The sequence below is a fragment of the Nocardioides alpinus genome (assembly GCF_900112035.1).
Taxonomy (GTDB): domain Bacteria; phylum Actinomycetota; class Actinomycetes; order Propionibacteriales; family Nocardioidaceae; genus Nocardioides; species Nocardioides alpinus.
Map to the genome: position 1 here is coordinate 54,426 of NZ_FOKC01000013.1, position 21,173 is coordinate 75,598.

The following is a 21,173-nucleotide window of genomic DNA, read 5'->3' on the forward strand; positions in this document are numbered from 1 at the left end:
GGCGCGTCCCACCCTGACGGGTGTCGTTCCGTGCCCACCTGCGTGGCAGGTTCGAGGTGGACCATCCCGGTCCCGCACCGCACCTCGCAAGCCCCACCGATATTCGGAGGAACGACATGGGTCTCGACGACAAGATCAGCAACAAGGGCGAAGAGCTCAAGGGCAAGGCCAAGGAAACCACCGGCAAGGCGACCGACGACGAGCAGCTCGAGGCCGAGGGCAAGGGCGACCAGGCCGGCGCCAACCTCAAGCAGGCCGGCGAGAAGGTCAAGGACGTCTTCAAGGGCTGACCCGCTCTCCCACCCAGACGTGCCCTCCGTCGCCCGCATCGGCGACGAGCAGCAGGTCATCGCCGGCGACCGCCATCAGTGTGTGGTCGCCGGCGGTCTGCGGTTCGAGGGGTACGACGACCCGCTGCCAGTCGCGACCGTCATCGGTCTGCCAGAGCTCGTAGCGGCTGCCGGTGCTGATCGTGGCCAGCACGCCGGCCGGCGTCGGCGCGAGCGAGGCGACGTACGGCGCTCCGCGCCACTCCTCAGCGATGGCGCCGAAGGACACTGACCCGCCCCAGCCGTCGTCGTCGCGCACCCACGCGGCGAAGCCGTCCCGCTCCGGCCCACGGCCAGCAGCCGCCCGTCGTCGAGCGGTGTCACGCGGTGCACGTCCTGGATGCCGTCGGCGGCCGGCATCTCCTCGGGCGTCCACGTCAGGCCGTCCGGCGAGGTCCACGCGAGCGGGTCGGGGTCGAGGTGCCGCCCGGTGCGGGCGCCGGACCCGACCACCACCCACTCCTCGCCCGACCATCCCGCGCCCTGGGCGAGGGACTCGAGGTCGCCGTCGTCGGTCAGCCCCGACTCGGCCTCGACGCGGGTGAACGCGCGCGGGTCGTCGGTGAACCAGACCCCGGGGCCGGAGGTGCGGTTGCCGGTGATCAGCCACCCGGTCGGGCTCCCGGCGATCGGTCCGACGTTGGTCGCGCTCACGCCGCCGTACTGGGTGAAGAGGGCCGGCACGTCCACCAACGCCTGGCCGTCCGTCCGGAAGGTCGTCACCCGCGGGTTGCCGTGCGCGCCGCCGGAGCGGGCGCCGACCGCGGCGATCCGGCCGCGCGAGCAGGCGACCGAGTTGAGGATCGCCCGACGACCCCAGTAGGTGCGGGTCTCGACGGGGACGGACGTCCAGGTCTCCCGGTCCCGCGAGAACCACGCCGCCGGGCGGGTGTCGCGGGTCTCGGACGGTCGGTCGAGGAAGACCGCGCCCACGACCCACCAGCCGTCGCCGCACCCGACCGCGTCCCGCACGACGGTGCGACCCGGTGCGCCGTCGGGGGCGGGGAGGGCCTGCTCGACCCACTCGATGGTGAACGGCTCGGGCTCCGGACCACTGCACGCGAGCGCGAAGGTCGCGACGGTGGCCAGCACGAGGACCGCTCGCCCCCTCCGTACGCCGGCCACGCACCGATCCTCGCCGACCCGGGCCGTCCGGGCCAGCGCACCCACCACCCCCGGCCGGCGGCGCCGTCCCCCATTGGGGGTAACCCGGGATCGCCAACACCCGGGGGCTGCGACCCGGACCACACACTCGACGCACTCGGAACCGGGCCGCGACGAGCGGCGCGGCCACATTCGGTCGAGGGGCGAGGTCCATGGTCAGCTCAGCACGTCACGCCGCCAGATGGGTCCTCCTCGCGCTCCTCGTCCCTCTCCTGCCCACGGCGGCGCTGGTCGCAGGGAGCCCACCGTCACAGGCAGCGCCGGCCGGCTTCGCGATCGAGAACCTTCCCTTCACCGGGCTCGACCAGCCGTCCAACGTGGAGTTCGCCACCACGGGCCAGGTCTTCGTGGCCGAGCGCCGCGGCGTCGTCAAGGTCTTCGACAACCTCAACGACGCGAGCAGCCGCCAGGTCGCGGACCTGCGGCTGCGGGTCTACAACAACGGCGACCGCGGCCTGCTCGGCATGGTGCTCGACCCGGCGTACCCCACCCGTCCCTACCTCTGGGCGCTCTACACGAAGGACGCCGAACCCGGCGGCACGGTGCCGAAGTACGGCACCGCCACGTCCGACACCGACCCGTGCCCCACCGACGGCGGCGCCAACGACTGCCGGGTGTCGGCCGAGCTGACGCGCCTCACGCTCGACCCGGCCACCGGCACGTGGACCGGACAGGAGGCGGTGCTCCTCGGCGGCGGGTGGTGCCAGCAGTACGGCAGCCACACCATCGGCACAGTGGAGTTCGGCACCGACGGCTACCTCTACGTCGGCTCCGGTGACGCTGCCAGCTACAACCAGGTCGACACCGGCAACCTCGGCTCGCAGCGCTGCGCGGACGTGACCGGCTGGGGCGGCGCACTCCGCTCGCAGTCGCCCCGGCAGCCAGCGGGAACGGCGGTCGTGCCGCACGGCTCGATCCTGCGCATCGACCCCGACACCGGCGCTCCGGCACCGGGCAACCCGTTCATCTCCGACCCCGACCCGATGCGCAAGCGCGTCGTCGCCTACGGGATGCGCAACCCGTTCCGGTTCGCCGCGCGGCCCGGCACCTCGGAGATCTGGGTCGGCGACGTCGGCTGGACCCGTTTCGAGGAGCTCAACAGGATCACCGTGGACGGGACGGCGGAGAACTTCGGCTGGCCCTGCTACGAGGGCACGGGGCGCCAGCCCGGCTACGACGGCGCGGACGCCCCTGCGTGCGAGACGCTCTACTCCCAGGGCGCCGGCGCGGTGACGGCGCCGTCCCTCGCCTACGCCCACGGAACCCCGCTCGGCACCGGGTGCACGAGCGGCGGCTCGTCGGTCTCCGCCGTCGCGTTCGGCAGCCAGTCGCTGGCCTACCCGGCGTCCTACCGCGACGGTGTCTTCTTCGCCGACTACTCGCGGCGGTGCGTGTGGTTCGCCCAGCTCAGCGGTGGCGACGTGGTCGGCGGCAGCACGACCGTCTTCGACAGCACGATGTACGCCGCCGAGCTCGAGGCAGGACCCGGCGGCGACCTGTACGCCGTCGACATCGCCACCGGCCAGGTCAAGCGCATCCGCTACAACGCCGGCGGGAACACGCCGCCGATCGCCGTGGCCGAGGCCGACCCGACGAGCGGTCAGACGCCCCTGGCGGTGCAGTTCGACGGCAGCGGCTCGGCCGACCCCGACGCCGGCAGCAGCATCTCGTACGCCTGGGACCTCGACGGCGACGGCGCCTTCGACGACTCGACGGCCGTCAACCCGTCCTGGACCTACACCACCGGCGGCACCGTCACCGCCCAGCTCCGGGTGACCGACAACCTGGGCGCCACCGATGTCGACACGGTCACCGTCACCGCGGGCAACGACGCCCCCACCGTTGTCATCAACTCGCCGGCCGCGACGACCCCCTGGCGGGTCGGCGACCCGGTGAGCTTCACCGTCGCGGCCAGCGACACCGACGACGGCGCCCTTCCCGCGTCCGCGCTGAGCACGCAGCTGGTCGTGAAGCACTGCCCCAACGGCAGCGAGTGCCACGAGCACACCCAGGCCCGCTTCGACGCCACTGCGTCCGGCTCCTTCATCGGCCCCGACCACGAGTACCCCGCGTGGCTGGAGCTCCAGACGACGGCCACCGACTCCGACGGCCTCGTCGGCACGGCGACGCTGCGGCTCGACCCGGCCGTGGTCAACCTGACCGTCCAGACCGTCCCTGCCGGGCTCCGGGCCACCGTCGGCTCCGATGCCCGGACCACGCCCTTCACCGTCCCGGTGATCCAGCGTTCGGTCAACACGATCTCCGTGGAGTCGCCGCAGACCCAGGGTGGGACCTACGAGTTCGCGTCGTGGTCGGACGGCGGCAGCCGCTCCCACACGATCACCGCCAGCACCTCCGCGACGTACACCGCGTCGTTCACGGAGACCGCCACACCTCCGAGCCTGCCCGGCCTGGTGGGCGCGTGGAGCTTCGGCGACGGCACCGGCACGACCGCGCGGGACTCCTCGCCGACCGGTGCGACGGGCACCCTGGAGGGCGGCCCGACCTGGGTGGCCAACGGCCGGCGCGGTGGCGCCCTGTCGTTCGACGGAGTCGACGACCGGGTCACGGTCCCCGACCGCAACGCCTTCGACCTGACCACCGGCTTCTCGCTGACCGCGTGGGCGCGGCCCAGTGCGGCGCGCACGTGGGACCAGGTGATCCTCAAGGAGCAGCCCAACGGCCTGGCCTACGCGTTGTACGCCAGCGGAGCGGTCGCCGGTCGGCCCAACGGCTCGCTGTCGGTGGGTGGGACGGACCGCTACCTCGACGGCCCCAGCTCCCTGCCGCTCAACGCCTGGTCGCACCTGGCGCTCACCTACGACGGCGCCACCATGCGGCTCTTCGTCGACGGCGCCCAGGTCGCCTCGCGAGCACAGACCGGCGCCGTCGCCACGAGCACCGGGGCCCTGCGGATCGGTGGCAACGCGATCTGGGGCGAGTGGTTCGCCGGCTTCTTGGACGAGGTGCGCATCTACGACCGCGCGCTGACCGCGGCCCAGGTGGTCACCGACTCGACGGCGGACGCCGGTGGCGGGGACACCGTGCCACCGACGGCACCCACGGGGCTCCAGGCAACCGGCGGGACCGACACCGCGTCGCTCACGTGGAACGCCTCGACCGACAACGTCGCCACACCCACCTATGAGGTGCACCGCAGCGGGGTGGACGGCTTCAGCCCGTCGCCCTCCACGCGCATCGCGACCGGTGTCACCGCGACGACGTACGTGGACAGCGCCGTGTCGCCCGGCACGCACTACTACCGCGTGCTGGCCTCCGACGGCACCAACACGAGTGCCCCCTCGGGTCAGGCGCAGGCGATCGTCGTCGGCGACACCGCGGCGCCGACCGTGCCGACCGGCGTGGTCGCCCAGGTGTCCGGCAGCACGGCCACGGTCACGTGGTCCGCGTCGACCGACAACCGGGGGGTGACGGCCTACCAGGTGCAGCGCAGCGGCGGCGCCGGCGGACCTGTGACCTTCTCCGTCACCGCGCCGACCACCACGCTGGTGGACGCGGGCCTGCCGGGTGGCAGCTATTCCTACGAGGTGCGCGCCCGGGACGCTGCAGCCAACTGGTCCGGGTGGTCGGTCCCGGCCCCCGCGCAGGTGGTCGTCGACCAGGCTCCGCCCACGGTCGCCGTGACTGCGCCGACCGCCGGCGCCACCGTCTCCGGGCAGGTGCCCCTGTCGGCCACCGCCAGTGATGACGTGGCGGTCGTCGGGGTGCAGTTCCGTGTCGACGGCGTCGCCGTGGGCAGCGAGGACACCAGTGCGCCCTACACCGCGACGTGGGCCTCCACCACTGCCGGGAACGGCCAGCACCAGGTGACCGCCGTCGCCCGGGACGCCTCCGGGCGCACCACGACCTCGGCCGCGGTCGCGGTCACCGTCGCGAACGCCGGTGTCGCGGGACTTGTCGGCGGCTGGTCCTTCGACGACGGCAGCGGCGGCACGGCTGCCGACAGCTCCGGACGCGGCAACACGGGGACCCTGTCCGGCCCCGCGTGGACGACGGACGGCAGGTACGGCGGAGCGCTCGTCTTCGACGGCACCAACGACATGGTCAGCGTCGCCGACTCCGCGAGCCTCGACCTCACGACCGGCATGACGCTGTCGGCGTGGGTGCGGCCCACGACGTTGGGCTCGTGGCGCCAGGTGCTCCTGAAGGAGCGCCCGCAAGGACTGACGTACGCCCTCTACGCCACGGGCAACGCCAGCGGCCGGCCGAACGCGACGCTCGCCATCGGCAACACCGACCGGGAGGTCAACGCCCCCTCGGCGCTCGCTGCGAACGTGTGGACGCACCTGGCCGCGACGTACGACGGCGCGGTGGCGCGGCTCTACGTCAACGGCACGCAGGTGGCCACGCGCAACCAGGCGGGGACGCTCGTGACCAGCACCGGCGCGCTGCGCATCGGCGGCAACGCGGTCTGGGGCGAGTGGTTCGCCGGGACCATCGACGACGTGCGGGTCTACGGCCGGGCCCTGACGGCCGCGGAGGTCCAGACGGTGCGCGGCAGCGGGCTCTGACGCGACCGCGACCGGTGTCGGCACCGGCTCGTAGGGTGCTGCCCGTGACCCTGCACCTGCACACCGCCGAGCGCACCGACGCGCTCGCCGACGGCCTCGCCGACCTGCTGGTCACTCCCCTGCCCGACCCGTTCGCCCGCGAGGTCGTCGTCGTGCCGGCCCGCGGCGTCGAGCGCTGGCTGACCCAGCGGCTCTCGCACCGCCTCGGCGTCGGCCCCCGCGGCGGCGACGGCGTGTGCGCCGGCGTCGACTTCGTGTCGCCCCACTCGCTGGTCTCGCTGCTGCTCGACCGCGATGCCGAGGACCCGTGGAGTCCTGACCGGCTGGCGTGGCCGCTGCTCGCGGTGATCGACGACGTGATGGGTGCACCCGGCTTCGAGGACCTCACCACCCACCTCGGCGGCGGCGACCCCGACGACGACCGGTCGGCGCGGCGCTACGCCGTCGCGCGACGGCTGGCAGGACTCCTCTCCTCCTGCGCCGTGCAGCGTCCCCAGGTGCTCACCGACTGGCGCGAGGGTCGCGACTCCGACGGCGCCGGCGGGGTGCTCGACGGTGACCTGCGGTGGCAGGCCGAGCTGTGGCGCCGTCTGCTCGCCGTCGTCGACGTCACCCCGCCGGACGTGCGCCACGCGGAGACCGTGGCCCGGCTGCGCTCCGGAGGCGGCGACCTCGACCTGCCGCCGCGACTGTCGCTCTTCGGTCACACCCGCCTGCCGGAGACCGAGGTCGCGCTCCTGACGGCCCTGGGTGAGCTGCGCGAGGTGCACCTGTGGCTGCCGCAGGCCTCGACCGCACTCTGGGACGCCCTGGCGCCGGCGGCACGCGAGGGCCAGGTGCCGCGCGCGGTCGACGACTCCGCCGCCGTGGTGGGACACCCCCTGCTCAGCTCGCTCGGGCGCGACGCGCGCGAGCTCCGCCGTACGCTCGGCGACCTGCCCAGCACGCCCGCAACCATCCCGCCCCCCACGGCCGACACCTTGCTGGGGCTGCTCCAGCACGACCTGCGCGCCAACCACGCGCCGAGTGTCGAGGAGCGGTCCGCACGGGCGTGGGGCGGCGACGACTCCGTGCAGGTCCACGCCTGCCACGGCGCGGCCCGGCAGGTCGACGTGCTCCGCGAGGTGCTGGTCGGCCTGCTGCAGGACGATCCGACCCTCGAGCCGCGCGACATCCTCGTGATGGTCCCCGACATCGAGACCTATGCCCCCCTCATCTCGGCCGCGTTCGGCATGGCCGACGTCGCGGGCGAGGGTGCCGGGCACCCCGGCCACCAGCTGCGGGTGCGGCTGGCCGACCGCTCGCTCGCCGCGACCAACCCGCTCCTGGCCCTCGCCGCGCAGCTCGTCGAGCTGGTCCGCGGCCGGATGACCGCGAGCCAGGTGCTCGACGTCGCCGGCGCCGACCCGGTGCGTGCCCGCTTCGGCTTGGGCGACGAGGAGCTCGAGCGGATCGCCCACTGGGTCGACGTCAGCGGCGTGCGCTGGGGCTACGACGCCCAGCACCGCGACACGTTCGGGCTCGGCGGCCTCGACGCCAACACGTGGGTCACCGGGTTGCGTCGGGTGCTGCTCGGGGCGGCGATGTCCGGGCTCGACCACCGGCAGGTCTCCGGCACGGTGCCCGTCGACGACGTGAGCGACGGCGACCTCGACCTCGTGGGCAGGTTCGCGGAGTTCGTGGAGCGGGTGCACACCTTCGTCGCGAGCGCCGAGCGCGCCACGAGCGTGAGCGACTGGACCACCGCGGTCGGCGGCGCCGTGCACGCCCTCACCTCCACGCCTCTCGACGAGATCTGGCAGGTGGCGCAGTTCGACCGCGAGGTGGCGCGCATCGCCGCCGGCGCCGCCGACACCGGCACCACCCTGCGGCAGGCCGACGTACGCGCCCTCCTGCAGCAGCGGCTGCGCGGACGCCCGACCCGCTCCAACTTCCGCACCGGCACGCTGACGGTCTGCACGATGGTGCCGATGCGGTCGGTGCCCCACCGGGTGGTCTGCCTCGTCGGCCTCGACGACGGGGTGTTCCCGCGGGTGTCCACGGTCGACGGCGACGACGTGCTGGCGCGGCGACCGCGCACCGGCGAGCGCGACCTGCGCGCCGAGGACCGGCAGCTGTTCCTCGACGCGATCGTGGCCGCGACCGACAAGCTCGTCATCACCTACACCGGCCGCGGCGAGCACACCGGGGCGGAGCGACCGCCGGCCGTGCCGCTCGGCGAGCTGCTCGATGCGCTGGACCGCACGACGAGCGCACCGGTGCGCGACCGGGTGCTCACCCACCACCCGCTGCAGCCCTTCGACGAGGCCAACTTCGTGGCAGGTCGGCTGCGCGGGGGCGGCGCCTTCACCTTCGACCGGTTCGCGCTCGCCGGGGCCAGCGCCGCACGCTCCGACCGCGAGGCGGTCGGGGTGCTCGTCCCTGCGCCGCTCCCGGTGGCCGACGCGACGCCGCAGGACCTCTCGCTCGCCGACCTGCAGGACTTCTTCGCCCACCCGGTCCGCGGCTTCTTCCGGCGGCTGCGCATCGCGCGCCCCTACGCCGCCGACGAGGTCAAGGACGCGATCCCGATCACCCTCGACGCGCTGGAGAAGTGGGCCGTCGGCGACCGGCTCGCGGCCGAGGTGCTGGGCGGGGCCGACGCGATCGCGGTCGGCGAGGCGCTGCGGGTGACCGGCCAGCTGCCTCCCGGACCGCTCGGCAAGGGCGTCCTCGACGAGATCGTCACCGTGGTCCGCCCCCTCGTCATCCGCGCGCTCGAGCTGCGCCGCGGCCCCCAGCGCAGCCTCGACGTCGACATCGACCTCGGCGGCGGTCGCCGGCTCTCCGGCACGGTCGGCGACGTGTGGGGCAACAACGCCGTGTCCGTGTCCTTCTCCAACCTCGGCGCCAAGCACCGCCTCGCCGCCTGGATCAACGCGCTCGCCCTCGCTGCCGGCCTCCCCGACGAGAACTGGACGGTCCACACGATCGGCAAGCACCGCTCCGGAGGCCAGGTCCAGCTGATCGGGCCGATGGCGCAGCACCAGGCGGAGCAGTGGCTGCGCGACCTCGTCGCCCTCTACGACGCCGGCCAGTGCGAGCCGCTCCCGGTGCCGGTGAAGACGTCGCTGGCGTGGGCCGAGGAGTTCCGCCGGGTGCGCGACGGCAGCGACGGCGACCCCGACGTCAAGGGTCGCGCCGCGTGGGAGACACCGCGCTTCAACGACTCCGGCTTCCCGCTCGAGGACGCCGACGCCTGGCACGTCCGGGCCTTCGGCGAGCACGCCGACTACGCCCTGCTCGCCTCGCCCACCCGCGCCGGCGAGGCGGGCCCGCACCGCCTCGGTCACTTCGCCTGGCGCCTCTGGAGCCCGCTCATCGACGGCGGGCACGAGCAGATCAGGGGGCTCTGAGCGTGGACACCTTCGACATCGGCGCCGACCTCTCGCCGGGCACGACCCTCCTGGAGGCCAGCGCCGGCACCGGCAAGACCTGGACGATCGCCGCCCTCGTCACCAAGCACGTCGCCCTGGGCGAGGTGGGCCTCGACGAGATGCTCGTCGTGACCTTCACCCGTGCCGCGAGCCAGGAGCTGCGCGAGCGCGTACGCCGCCAGCTCGACGAGGCCGTCCAGCTGCTCGCCGACCCGCTGCTGCGCGACCCCGACAACCGGCTCCACGACTGGCTCCTCGCCGCGAGCGAGCCCGAGCTCGCCAACCGGCTGGCCCGCCTCACCGACGCGCTGGTCTCGTTCGACGCGGCGACCATCGCGACCATCCACCAGTTCTGCCAGCTCGTGCTCCGCAGCCTCGGCGTGGCCGGTGACACCGACGCCTCGGCGACCCTGGTCGAGGACCTCGAGCAGCTCACCTCCGAGACCGTCGACGACCTCTACCTCCGTGACTTCGGGAGCGAGGAGAAGCCGCCGTGGACCCGGGCCGCCGCGCTCGAGCTCGCCCGGGCGGTCATCGGCGACCCGCGCGCCGTGGTCGAGCCGGCCGCCGTCGTGGCCGACTCCCCCGACTCCGCGGCAGCGATGCGGGTGCGGTTCGCCGGCGACGTGCTCGAGGAGGTGGAGCGCCGCAAGCGGCGCCTGGGCGTGCTCAGCTACGACGACCTGCTGAGCCAGCTCGCCGACGCCCTGGAGGACACCACCGCCGCGGCCCGGCGACGCATGCAGCACCGGTGGAAGTTCGTGCTCATCGACGAGTTCCAGGACACCGACCCCGTGCAGTGGCAGGTCTTCCAGCGGGCCTTCGGCGAGTCGACCACGATGGTGCTGATCGGTGACCCCAAGCAGGCGATCTACGCCTTCCGCGGAGGCGACATCGTCACCTATCTCCAGGCGTCGGAGACCGCCACCACCACGCAGACGCTGGGGGTCAACTGGCGCTCCGACCAGCCGCTCCTCCGGTCGATCCATGCCGTCCTCCAGGGTGCCCACCTCGGCGAGGAGCGGATCGTCGTCCACCCCGTCGCGGCCCACCTCGAGGAGTCACGGCTCGTGGGTGCCGGTGCGCCCTTCCGGCTGCGGGTCGTACGCCGCACCGAGCTGGGGAAGGGACCGCGGTCCAAGCCGCCGGTCGCCCTGTGGCGCGACCACGTCATCACCGACACCGCCCACGACATCAAGCGGCTGATCGAGTCCGCGCCGACCTTCGACGGCCGCGACCTGAAGCCCGGCGACATCGCGGTCCTGGCCGCCCGACGCAACGAGCTCGAGGCGGTGCAGCTCGCCCTGGCCGAGGTCGGCGTGCCGTCGGTCGTCAACGCCGGTGGGTCCGTCTTCCACACGCCTGCCGCGGCCGAGTGGCTGATCCTGCTCGAGGCGATGGAGCAGCCGCACCGCGCCGACCGCGTGCGCGCCGCCTCCCTCACCTCCTTCTTCGGCCACACCGCCCAGTCGCTGGACGCCGGCGGCGACGACCTGACCGACGAGCTCGCCGGCCGGGTCCGCACCCTGGCCGACGTCTTCACCAAGCGCGGGGTGGCAGCCGTGGTGGAGGTGACCGCCGTCGAGGGCCTGACCGCTCGCGTGCTGTCCCGCGTGGGTGGCGAGCGCACGCTCACCGACCTGCGCCACATCGGGGAGTCCCTGCTCCGGGTCTCGACGGAGGAACGCCTCGGCCTGGTCGGGCTGCTGGCGTGGCTGCGCGAGCAGGTCGCCGACGAGAAGCTCGAGGTCGCCTCCGAGCGGACCCGGCGGCTCGACTCCGACGCCGAGGCGGTCCAGCTCGTCACCATCCACGGCAGCAAGGGCCTGCAGTACCCCGTCGTCTACCTCCCCACCCTCTGGAACCGCTTCACCGGCCGCGAGCCCGCCGTCCCCCTGTTCCACGACGACGCGGGCCGTCGGTGCCGCGACGTCGGGGGCGCCAGCGCGTTCCACCGCGAGGCCCTGCGCCGCCACTGGCGCGAGGACGCCGGCGAGTCGCTGCGCCTGCTCTACGTCGCGATGACGCGCGCGCAGTCGCAGGTCGTCGCGTGGTACGCCCCGGCCGAGCGCAACACGCCCGACTCACCGCTGCACCGGATGCTCTTCGGCCGTCGGCCGGGCATGGCACCCGTGCCGGACAGCATGCCGATCGTCGAGGAGGACCGGATGCTGGCCATCCTCGCCGCCTGGGAGGAGGCGGGAGGCCCGAGCATCGAGCTGGCGGCCCTCACCCCGCCCGACCCGACGCCGCTCGAGAGGTCCTCCGACGACCTCGGGGTGCGGAGGTTCAGCCGCACGGTGGACACGACCTGGCGCCGCACGTCCTACTCGTCGCTCTCCGCGGCCAGCGCAGCGCACGCGGCCGCCGCGCTGTCCGAGCCCGAGGTCGTGCCCGACGAGGACTCCGAGGTGACGGCCGAGGACGTCGGCGCCGACGTGGACGCCAGCGCGGCTGCCGCCTCGGTGCCGTCGCCGATGGCGACGCTGCCGGTCGGCGCCACCTTCGGGTCGCTCGTGCACGCCGTCCTCGAGCACGCCGACCCGGCCGCCGACGACTTCCGCGGCGAGCTGCTGCGGCTGGTCGAGGAACAGCTCGTGTGGTGGCCCGTCGACCTGGATCCCGGTGAGCTCGCCGACGCCCTCGTCGCCGTGTGCGACAGCCCGCTCGGTCCCCTCGCCGGCAACCGCACGCTGCTGTCCCTCGGCCTGCCCGACCGACTGCGCGAGCTCGACTTCGAGGTGCCACTGGCCGGCGGCGACACGGTGACCGCACCCGCCGACGTACGCCTCGGCGACCTCGCGCCGCTGCTGCGCCGGCACCTGCCCGCGGGTGACGCGGTCCGCGTCTATGCCGACGCGCTCGACGGCGACCCCGACCTCGCCGCCCAGTCGCTCCGGGGCTACCTCACCGGGTCGATCGACGTGGTGCTGCGCCTCGACGTCGACGGTCAGGAGCGCTTCCTCACCGTCGACTACAAGACCAACTGGCTGGGGCCGATCGACCAGCCGCTGACGGCCCACGACTACCGCCCCGAGATGCTCGACGAGGCGATGGCCCACTCCGACTACCCGCTCCAGGCACTCCTCTACACGGTCGTCCTGCACCGGTTCCTGCGCTGGCGGCTGCCGGCGTACGACCCTGCCACCCACCTCGGCGGCGTGCTCTACCTCTATCTCCGCGGCATGTGCGGGCCCGAGACCCCGGTCGTCGACGGGATGCCGTGCGGGGTGTTCTCCTGGCGTCCGCCAGTGGCGCTGGTGCTCGAGCTCTCCGACCTGCTCGACGGGGTGGTCGTGCGATGAGCGACACCTTCGAGCCGGTCGATGCCCACGACCGCGACCTCGCCTTGGCGGCGGTCGGACTCCTCTCCACCTTCAACGTCGCCGGGGTGGTCACCTCGGCCGACGTCCACGTCGCCACCACCCTCGGACGACTCGTGGGCGAGCGTGACGAGCCGGTCCTGCTGGCGGTCGCGCTCGCGGTGCGGGCCGTACGCCACGGGTCGGTGTGCCTCGACCTGGCGGCCGTCCCCGCGTCGCTCCCCGACCTCGACCTCCCGTGGCCCGCGACCGATGCATGGGCGGCGGCCGTCACCGCGAGCCCGCTGGTGGCGGCCGGGGTGGTGCACCTCGAGCACGGGCTGGTCTACCTCGACCGCTACCACGAGCAGGAGACCCAGGTCCTCGACGACCTGCGCGACCGCGGCCGGTCGGCGCCGGTCGTCGACGAGGCGCTGCTCGAGACGTCGCTGACCCGGGTCTTCCCCGGCGCCGAGGCCGCCGAGCAGCGGGCTGCGTGCCACCGGGCGGCCACCCAGCCCACCACGGTCATCACGGGCGGTCCCGGCACGGGCAAGACCACCGCGGTCGCGGGGCTGCTCGTCGCGCTGCGGGAGCAGGCGGAGGCCCGCGGCGAGACGCTGCGGATCGCCCTCGCCGCCCCCACCGGCAAGGCCGCCGCCCGCCTGGAGCAGTCCGTGCGCGACTCCGCGAGCCGCTTCGGTGCGGCCGACCAGGCTCGGCTGGCCGACGTGACGGCGATGACGATGCACCGGATGCTGCGCCAGCACCCCGGCAACAGCACCCGGTTCCGCCACCACCGTGGCAACCGCCTCCCCCACGACCTGGTCGTGGTCGACGAGGCGTCGATGGTGTCGCTGACGATGATGGCCCGTCTGCTCGAGGCGGTGCGCCCCGAGGCGCGGCTCGTGCTGGTCGGTGACCCCGACCAGCTGAGCTCGGTCGATGCCGGCGCCGTGCTGACCGACCTGGTCCGCGGCTACGAGCACCGACCGGACTCACCGGTCGCCGCGCTCACGACCGCGCACCGCTACGGCGCCGAGATCGGGGAGCTGGCCGAGGCGCTGCGCCTCGGTGACGCCGACCGTGCGATCGCTGCCCTGCAGGCCGGCGGCGAGGCGGTCGAGTGGGTGGCGGAGGGCGACCCGGCCGGCACGATCCGCTCAGCGGTGCTGCCCCACGCGCTCGCCGTGCACGATGCCGCGGCAGCGGGCGACGCCTTCCGGGCACTGGCCGCGCTCGACCGCCACCGCCTGCTGTGCGCGCACCGCGACGGGCCGTTCGGCGTACGCCACTGGAACCGGCGGATCGAGCAGTGGTTCACCGCGGAGACCGGGGTGTCGGTCCACGACGCCGCCTACCTCGGACGGCCGCTGCTGGTGTCGTCCAACGACTACACGCTCGGCATCTACAACGGCGACACCGGCGTCGTGGTCGCGAGCGCGGCCGGGCCCCGGGCGGCGATCGCGACGGGCGTCGGTTTCCTCGAGCTCGCGCCGTCGCGCCTCGGCGACGTGGCCACCATGCACGCGATGACGATCCACAAGTCGCAGGGCAGCCAGGCCGACGAGGTGACGGTCCTGCTCCCCGACGAGGACTCCCGCCTGCTGACGCGTGAGCTCTTCTACACCGCGGTGACCCGCGCCCAGCGCAAGGTGCGGGTGATCGGCTCGGAGTCGGCGGTCCGGGCGGCCATCGACCGTCAGGCCCTGCGCGCGAGCGGGCTGCGTGCCCGACTGGCGGATGCCTGAAATGTGTCCGACACAGGCTGCGGCTAGCCTCGCTGCATGCCCTACCTGATGCGTGTCGAGCTCCCCGACGTCCCGGGGTCGCTGGGCCGCGTCGCCAGCGCGATCGGTGAGGCCGGCGGCGACATCGAGGCGATCGAGATCGTCGAGAAGCGCGACGGGTTCGCAGTCGACGACGTGCTGCTGGAGATCCCCTCCGGCACGATGCCCGACTCCATCATCTCCGCGTGCAGCACGCTCGACGGCGTCAGCGTCCTGTGGATCAGCCGCTACGCCGCGGGCGGCAACCTCTTCCTCGACCTCGAGGTCGTCGAGTCCCTGACCGAGGACCCGACCACGGCGCGCGATCGGCTCGTCGACCTGCTGCCGATCGCCTTCCGCGTCGACTGGGCGGCGCGGATCCGTCGCGGCGCCGACGGCCTGGTGGTGGTCCACGCGACCGACGCCGCGCCGACGTCGTTCGAGCTCGGCGAGATCACCGGGCCGACCCGGCTGCCCGGTGACGAGACCTACGTCGAGCTGGCCGCGCCCTTCGGCGACGACCTCATGCTCCTGGGGCGGCGCGGGGGCCCGGAGTTCCTCGACTCCGAGCTGGCCCGGCTCGAGCACCTGCTCGGCCTCGCGGTCACGATCAGCAGCCACTGACCCGCCCGACCGGCCGGCCACGGGTCAAGCCCGAGGCCGCCAGATCACCGTTCGAGCAGGAACAGCGGGATCAGCCGGTCGGTCTTCTCGGCGTACGACGCGTAGGTCGGCCAGGTGGCGACCGCGTGGTCCCACCAGTCCTGGCGCTCGTCGCCCTCGAGCTCACGCACGCGGTAGACGTGCTTCTCCGCACCGTCCTGCACCTCGACCTCGGGGTGGGCGACGAAGTTGTAGTACCACTCCGGGTTCTCCGGGGCGCCGCCCTTGGAGGCCACGGCGAGGTAGGCGCCGTCGCGCTCGACCTTCATCACCGGGTTCTTGCGGAGGTTGCCGGACTTCGCACCGACCGAGGTGACCACGACGATCGGGTAGTTCGTGCCGGGCAGCGTGCCCGCCTTCTCCCCGTCGGTGGCCTCGTACTCCTCGACCTGGTTGCGGACCCACTCGGACGTGCTCGGGACATAGGTTCCAGTCAGTGCCATACCTGCACAACACCACGGTCGGCGGCGATCTTCCAGCCGCCCACGGATAACCTCCGTCCATGAGTGCGATCGACGGCGTCAGCGAGATCTTCGACACCGAGGCGTGGGACGTCGTGCCCGGCTTCGAGAACCTCACCGACCTGACCTACCACCGGGCACGCGCGCACGGCACCGTACGGATCGCGTTCGACCGCCCCGACGTGCTCAACGCCTTCCGGCCCCACACGGTCGACGAGCTGCTGAGCACGCTCGAGCACGCCAGGATGTCCGCCGACGTCGGCTGCGTGATCCTCACCGGCAACGGGCCCAGCGCCAAGAACGGCAAGTGGGCGTTCTGCACCGGCGGCGACCAGCGGATCCGCGGGCGCGCGGGCTACCAGTACGAGACCGACGGCGCCGAGGCGCGTACGGGAGCAGACGCGGGCGCCGCGCCGAACCCGATCGACAGGGCCAAGCTCGCGCGGCTCCACATCCTCGAGTGCCAGCGGGTCATCCGCTTCATGCCGAAGGTCGTCATCTGCGTCGTGCCCGGCTGGGCCGCCGGCGGCGGGCACAGCCTCCACGTGGTCGCCGACCTGACGCTGGCCAGCCGAGAGCACGCCCGCTTCAAGCAGACCGACGCCGACGTCGGCTCCTTCGACGGTGGCTACGGCTCGGCCTACCTCGCCAAGCAGGTCGGCCAGAAGTTCGCCCGCGAGATCTTCTTCCTCGGCGACGAGTACGACGCCGAGACCATGCACCGCATGGGGGCGGTCAACCGCGTGGTCGACCACGCCGACCTCGAGCGCGAGGCGCTGGAGTGGGGCCGCAAGATCAACGGCAAGTCGCCGACCGCGCAGCGGATGCTGAAGTACTCGTTCAACCTCCTCGACGACGGCCTGGTCGGTCAGCAGCTCTTCGCCGGCGAGACCACGCGCCTGGCCTACATGACCGACGAGGCGCAGGAGGGTCGCGACCAGTTCCTCGAGAAGCGCGAGCCCGACTGGTCGCCCTACCCCTGGTACTACTGAGCGGCATGATGTCGTCGTGAAGATCGACCTGACCGTCGCGGCGATACCGGCCTTCCTCGGCGCCATGGCAGCGGAGTACGCCTGGCAGCGCGCGCACCCCGTCGCGCCCGGCACCCGGGCCGGCGACTACCAGCTCGCCGACACCGTCGCGAGCCTCAGCATGGGCATCGGCAGCCTCGCCGCTCCCTACGTCGCGCGACGCCTGCTCGACCCGATCACTCCCGGCGTCGGCCGGCACGGGCGGACGCTGCTCGCGGTGGGAGCGGCGACCGCTGTGCTGACCACGGTCGGCGACGTCGTACGACGTCGGGTGCGCGACGGACGCCTGCCGGATCCGCAGACGGTCCCGCCGCAGGTGCGCGAGGTGCAGGAGGAGCTGGCGGACATCCGGCAGGGCCCGGCCGCGCGACCCTCGGACCGGGGCAGCGCGCAGCCGATGCTCCGGCGTACGCACGGCGCCCTCGCCATCAGCGCGGTCGCGTCCACTGCGCTGGTCACCTCCACGACGTGGGCCGCGCTCACCGGGGGCAAGGTGCTGTTCGCCCGGTCGCCGCTCGACCTCGGCCGCGGCCGCTGGGCCGCGCTGGCTGCGGTCCTCGGCTGGGACTTCATCTACTACTGGAACCACCGGCTCAGCCACGAGAGCCGCTGGATGTGGGCGGTCCACTCCGTCCACCACTCCAGCGAGCGCTACAACCTCTCCACCGCCCTGCGCCAGCCGGTCGCCGAGGGCGTCACCCTCACCGTCCCCTACGGCCTGCTCGCGCTGGCGGGCGTACGACCTGCGCTGATCGAGCAGGCGCGCGGCATCAACCTGATCTACCAGTTCTGGATCCACACGGAGGCCATCCAGCGCCTCGGGTGGGTGGAGAAGGTGTTCAACACCCCGTCGCACCACCGGGTCCACCACGGCTCCAACCGCGACTACCTCGACCGCAACCACGGCAGCATCCTCATCCTCTGGGACCGTCTGTTCGGGACGTTCGAGGAGGAGGACGAGCCGGTCGTCTACGGCCTGACCGCCAACATCGACACCTACAACCCGCTCCGCATCGCGACCCACGAGTGGCGCGACATCGCCGCCGACGTGGCGACCTCGGACACCTGGCACGACCGCTGGTCCTCGCTGCTGCGGCGACCGGGATGGGCGTACGCCCGCCGGGCCGCGGCCGGCGTCGCCTGAGCGGCGCGGGTGACCGGGGAGCACCGACCTAGGCTTCCCCCATGACGACCACCATCGATCCCGCGACGGCCGACGAGGTCTACACCGCCGACGTCGAGCCGCGTCGTCGCGACCGACTCGGACGGTTCGCCGCGGGAGCGCTCGACCTGTGGTGCGCCATGGCCGGCGGACGGTTCGACCTGACCAACGAGGGAGACGTCGTCATCCGTCGCCGGCGGGACGGCGGGCTCGAGCTCCGCGTGCCGGCCGGCGGACCCGAGGCCGCAGCCGTCCTCCTCGAGGTGATGCGGAGCCAGCTCGAGACCCAGACCCCCGACGAGTTCCGGGAGGGCTGGGGCATCGACTGAGCGCCCGCGGATCAGCTCGTCGCGAGGGTCCGGTTGTCGATCTCGGGGTAGTGCCGGCGGATGTTCACCTTGCGCTCGAGCTCCTCGATGATCGCCGGTGCGAAGTTGACCTCGTACAGCGCCTGGGCGCTGCCGAGGCCGCCGGGGCTGAAGACGTTGATCTCCATCAGCTTGTCTCCCACGATGTCGAGCCCGACGAGGAACATCCCGTCGCTGACGAGCTTGGGCCGCACGATCTCGACCATCTCCAGCATCGCGTCGGTGACGGTCGCCTTCACTGCCTTGCCGCCGGCCGACATGTTCGAGCGGATGTCCTTGGTCGTGTTGGTCCGTCGGAACGCGGCGTAGTTGCCGTCCACCATCAGCGGCTGGCCGTTCATCACGAACATCCGGACGTCGCCGTTGACCGCCTCGGGGAGGTACTCCTGCGTGACGACGTAGCCGTCGCGGGAGATGGCCTCGATGATCTGCTTGAGGTTGGGCGACTCCTTGCGGTCGACGAGGAACACGCCTGCACCGCCGGACCCCTGCAGCGGCTTGAGCACCGCCTTGCCACCGAGGTCGGAGATGAACGCCTCGATCATGTCCTCGTCGCGCGAGATGAGGGTGCGGGGCCGGACGATCTCGGGGAAGTGCTGGAAGTAGGCCTTCGACAGCGCGTTGGCGAGGCTGGTCGGGTCGTTGACGACCAGCACCCCGCTGGAGGCGATGAGCTGGCCGAACGCGACGCCGGCGTTGTTGCGCCACGGGTCGGACTCGGCATCGTCCGCGGGGTCGTTGCGCAGCATGACCACGTCGAAGTCGGCCATCGGGATCAGCTGCTCGACGTCAGGCTTCTGCACGTCGGCGAGGTGACGCTCGAGGGAGCGGTACGTCTTCGCGTGGCCCGTACGGGCCTTGACGCTGAGGGAGCCGTCCGGCTCGTAGGCGAAGTCGCCGATCCCCATGTACCAGGCCTCGTGGCCCATCTCCTTGGCCGCCATGGCGAGCCGGTTGGTGGTGTACTCCGCCTTCTCGGTGTCGATGTCGTTGACGACGAACCCGATCTTCATGAGTGTCCTTCCAGGAGCGTGCTGAGGTCCTCGGTCCCGGCCGCGCGGGCCAGGTTGGCGGTGGTCGCCGGGTCGTGCAGGTAGCGCGGCAGGACGCGGGGCGGCCGGAGCAGCCCACGGTCCTGCAGGTCGCCGATGAGCGGCAGGTCGCGCAGGGAGAACTTGCCCAGCCACAGCTGGTCCAAGGTGCCGCCCCCGCCGAGGTGCTCGAGCAGCTCGACGAGCCCACGGAGGTAGATCGCGTCCTTGGTCATGCCGCCGGAGCGGTAGACGCGCATGACGGTCGTATAGGCACTCGCGACGGGGAAGTCGTCCGCGACGAGGGCCTCGTGGGCCTCGGCGAACGTCGCGCCGCCGATCATCCGGTGCACGGTGACGACCCGGCTGGCGAGCTGGCGCAACCGGAAGGCGGTGAGCCCTCCGCACGCGATCTCGGCGAGCACGGCCAGCCCTTCCTGGGTCTCGTCGTAGCCGGCGAGCCCGACCCCGAGCACCTTGATCGGCTGGTGGGAGCCGTTGGCCTGGGTGACGAGGTGCGTGCCGACCTCGTGGTGGAGGAGTGCCTGCGCCCGCTCCGCCTGCACCTTGGTCTCCGGCCCGATCAGCAGCACGTCGCCGGACACCATGACGCCGTTGACGTCCGCGCGGATCTCGGCGTGCATCTCCAGGTCGGGGTCCTCGTCGCGGTAGTGCGCGATCTCCGCCTCGGCCATCGCCAGGAAGTCCTCGGCGTCGAGGGCCTCGCCGGATGCCTCGGTGCTGGTGATGCTCGCCAGGACGCCCTCTGCCTGGCGGCGCAGCGTCGGGGACACGCCGCCGTACAGCTCGACGCTGAGCGGCAGGAAGTCGTCGGTGTCGCGGGCCGCGAGCATGTCGAGCTGGAGCTCCATCTCGCGGTGCTTGGCCCGCAGCAGCTGGCCCAGCACAGGATCCTCCACCCCGCCGAGGTCCACGGCGTCCAGCTCGGCTCGTACGACTGCCGGGTCGGTCTCGAGCTCGCGGTAGGTGAAGTCGGGCGACGGGTCGCGCCCGGCGAGGAAGTCGTCGCGGAGGTCGTCGGCGTCGACGGGCGTGATGTCGAGCAGGAACCGAAAGCTTGCCGACAGCAACGCGAGGCGGTGATCGACCGCGAGGTCCTCGGCGCTGAGCTCGGCGCCCGTCATCGGAGCTTCTCCAGCTCCTCGCGCAGTCCGGGCAGCGTGCCCGCCAGTGCCTCCTGCGCGGCACCGAGGCGGGCCTCGTCGAGCTCACCGGTCCACTCGTCCATGAAGGTCTTCTTGAACTCGAGCGCCAGCACGCACCCGACCCGCGGATAGCGGTCGTGCACCCACCAGGCGAGGTTGCGACCCTCGAACGCGACGTTCTCGCGGGCGTCGAGCGGGCCGCTGCCCGACGACGTACGCCGGATGTCGGACACGAAGCGCTCCACGAGCGGGCCGAAGAGGTCGTCGTCGACGCTGCCGGTGCCGACGTTGACCTCGGGGTTGTCAGCGGCCGGCGCGGGCGGCTCGTCGGCGCCGTCGCGCCGGTGGTTGTAGGAGTGCACGTCGAGCAGCACGAAGGGTCCGCGCTCGGCGAGCGCGTCCAGCCTCGGGGCGAGCCCGTCGTAGAACGCGTCGTACGTCGCGAGGCTGCCCTCGAAGAGCTCGTCGGACAGGGTGCCCTCGCGCCAGACGTCGAGTCCCCAGCAGTCCTCCGGGCTGCGGTAGACCGCTTCGCGCCGGGGCCGGTTGAGGTCGGCCTCGAACCGCGACCGCGTGGTGATGACGCGGTCCTCCACCACGGAGGCGATCCGGTCGGTGAAGGGGTCCTCCTCACGGAACCTCTCGGCCTCGTCGAGCACCATCGCGTCGGCGATCTCCGGGCGCAGCCCGTGACCCGCGTGCACCGACGTGGCCACGACCGGCCCACGCCACTGGCCCTCGAACGCAACCGCGTCCGACGTCCCTCCCAAGTCCGTCAT

Annotated in this window: 14 protein-coding genes; 9 read left to right on the top strand and 5 right to left on the bottom strand. The window is 72.9% G+C overall.

Features of this window, described 5'->3' with window-relative positions; translation table 11 throughout:
• Positions 1 to 116: 116 nt before the first annotated feature.
• On the top strand, positions 117 to 290 hold the full coding sequence (locus BM127_RS19325) for a CsbD family protein (RefSeq protein WP_091201337.1): 174 nt from the start codon (positions 117 to 119) through the stop codon (positions 288 to 290).
• Between the two features lie 75 nt (positions 291 to 365).
• On the opposite strand, the gene BM127_RS22430 is transcribed toward BM127_RS19325, so the two are convergent.
• Positions 366 to 1,454 carry a hypothetical protein gene (locus BM127_RS22430; RefSeq protein ID WP_157829608.1) on the bottom strand — a complete coding sequence of 363 codons (1,089 nt, stop codon included), beginning with the start codon at positions 1,452 to 1,454 and terminating at the stop codon, positions 366 to 368.
• Between the two features lie 191 nt (positions 1,455 to 1,645).
• Between BM127_RS22430 and BM127_RS19340 the strand changes: the two genes are divergently transcribed.
• The 5 genes from BM127_RS19340 to BM127_RS19360 are packed head-to-tail and all read left to right on the top strand — an operon-like array spanning position 1,646 to position 15,136.
• A complete protein-coding gene (locus BM127_RS19340; RefSeq protein WP_091201340.1) occupies positions 1,646 to 6,025 on the top strand; it encodes a LamG-like jellyroll fold domain-containing protein in 4,380 nt (1,459 codons plus the stop codon).
• A 44-nt stretch (positions 6,026 to 6,069) separates the two neighbouring features.
• Positions 6,070 to 9,420, top strand: coding sequence for an exodeoxyribonuclease V subunit gamma (gene recC, locus BM127_RS19345; RefSeq protein ID WP_091201342.1), 3,351 nt, complete (start codon positions 6,070 to 6,072; stop codon positions 9,418 to 9,420).
• Between the two features lie 2 nt (positions 9,421 to 9,422).
• The gene (locus BM127_RS19350) at positions 9,423 to 12,746 is read left to right on the top strand and encodes a UvrD-helicase domain-containing protein (RefSeq protein WP_091201345.1); all 3,324 of its coding nucleotides are present in this window, start codon (positions 9,423 to 9,425) and stop codon (positions 12,744 to 12,746) included.
• The gene (gene recD, locus BM127_RS19355; RefSeq protein ID WP_091201347.1) at positions 12,743 to 14,494 is read left to right on the top strand and encodes an exodeoxyribonuclease V subunit alpha; all 1,752 of its coding nucleotides are present in this window, start codon (positions 12,743 to 12,745) and stop codon (positions 14,492 to 14,494) included. The genes BM127_RS19350 and recD overlap by 4 nt, the downstream gene beginning before the upstream one ends.
• 36 nt (positions 14,495 to 14,530) lie before the next feature.
• Positions 14,531 to 15,136, top strand: coding sequence for an ACT domain-containing protein (locus BM127_RS19360; RefSeq protein WP_091201349.1), 606 nt, complete (start codon positions 14,531 to 14,533; stop codon positions 15,134 to 15,136).
• 44 nt (positions 15,137 to 15,180) lie between these two features.
• On the opposite strand, the gene BM127_RS19365 is transcribed toward BM127_RS19360, so the two are convergent.
• Positions 15,181 to 15,618 (bottom strand): nitroreductase family deazaflavin-dependent oxidoreductase, encoded by a 438-nt coding sequence (locus BM127_RS19365; RefSeq protein WP_091201351.1) that lies wholly within the window; start codon positions 15,616 to 15,618, stop codon positions 15,181 to 15,183.
• A 59-nt stretch (positions 15,619 to 15,677) separates the two neighbouring features.
• On the opposite strand from BM127_RS19365, the gene BM127_RS19370 reads away from it, so the two are divergent.
• Genes BM127_RS19370 through BM127_RS19380 form a run of 3 tightly spaced genes read left to right on the top strand, consistent with a single transcriptional unit; the run spans position 15,678 to position 18,158 of the window.
• The gene (locus BM127_RS19370) at positions 15,678 to 16,628 is read left to right on the top strand and encodes a 1,4-dihydroxy-2-naphthoyl-CoA synthase (RefSeq protein WP_091201353.1); all 951 of its coding nucleotides are present in this window, start codon (positions 15,678 to 15,680) and stop codon (positions 16,626 to 16,628) included.
• Between the two features lie 16 nt (positions 16,629 to 16,644).
• Complete coding sequence (locus BM127_RS19375) at positions 16,645 to 17,811, top strand: sterol desaturase family protein (protein WP_198554399.1); 1,167 nt, start codon at positions 16,645 to 16,647, stop codon at positions 17,809 to 17,811.
• Positions 17,812 to 17,852: 41 nt separating this feature from the next.
• The gene (locus tag BM127_RS19380; protein WP_091201355.1) at positions 17,853 to 18,158 is read left to right on the top strand and encodes a hypothetical protein; all 306 of its coding nucleotides are present in this window, start codon (positions 17,853 to 17,855) and stop codon (positions 18,156 to 18,158) included.
• An 11-nt stretch (positions 18,159 to 18,169) separates the two neighbouring features.
• On the opposite strand, the gene BM127_RS19385 is transcribed toward BM127_RS19380, so the two are convergent.
• Genes BM127_RS19385 through BM127_RS19395 form a run of 3 tightly spaced genes read right to left on the bottom strand, consistent with a single transcriptional unit; the run spans position 18,170 to position 21,173 of the window.
• Positions 18,170 to 19,210 (bottom strand): glutathione synthetase, encoded by a 1,041-nt coding sequence (locus tag BM127_RS19385; RefSeq protein WP_091201357.1) that lies wholly within the window; start codon positions 19,208 to 19,210, stop codon positions 18,170 to 18,172.
• Entirely contained in the window at positions 19,207 to 20,373 is a 1,167-nt protein-coding gene (locus tag BM127_RS19390; protein ID WP_091201359.1) for a peptidase MATCAP family protein, read from the bottom strand. Before BM127_RS19390 ends, BM127_RS19385 begins: the two co-directional genes overlap by 4 nt.
• Entirely contained in the window at positions 20,370 to 21,173 is an 804-nt protein-coding gene (locus BM127_RS19395; protein ID WP_091201361.1) for an N-formylglutamate amidohydrolase, read from the bottom strand. Before BM127_RS19395 ends, BM127_RS19390 begins: the two co-directional genes overlap by 4 nt.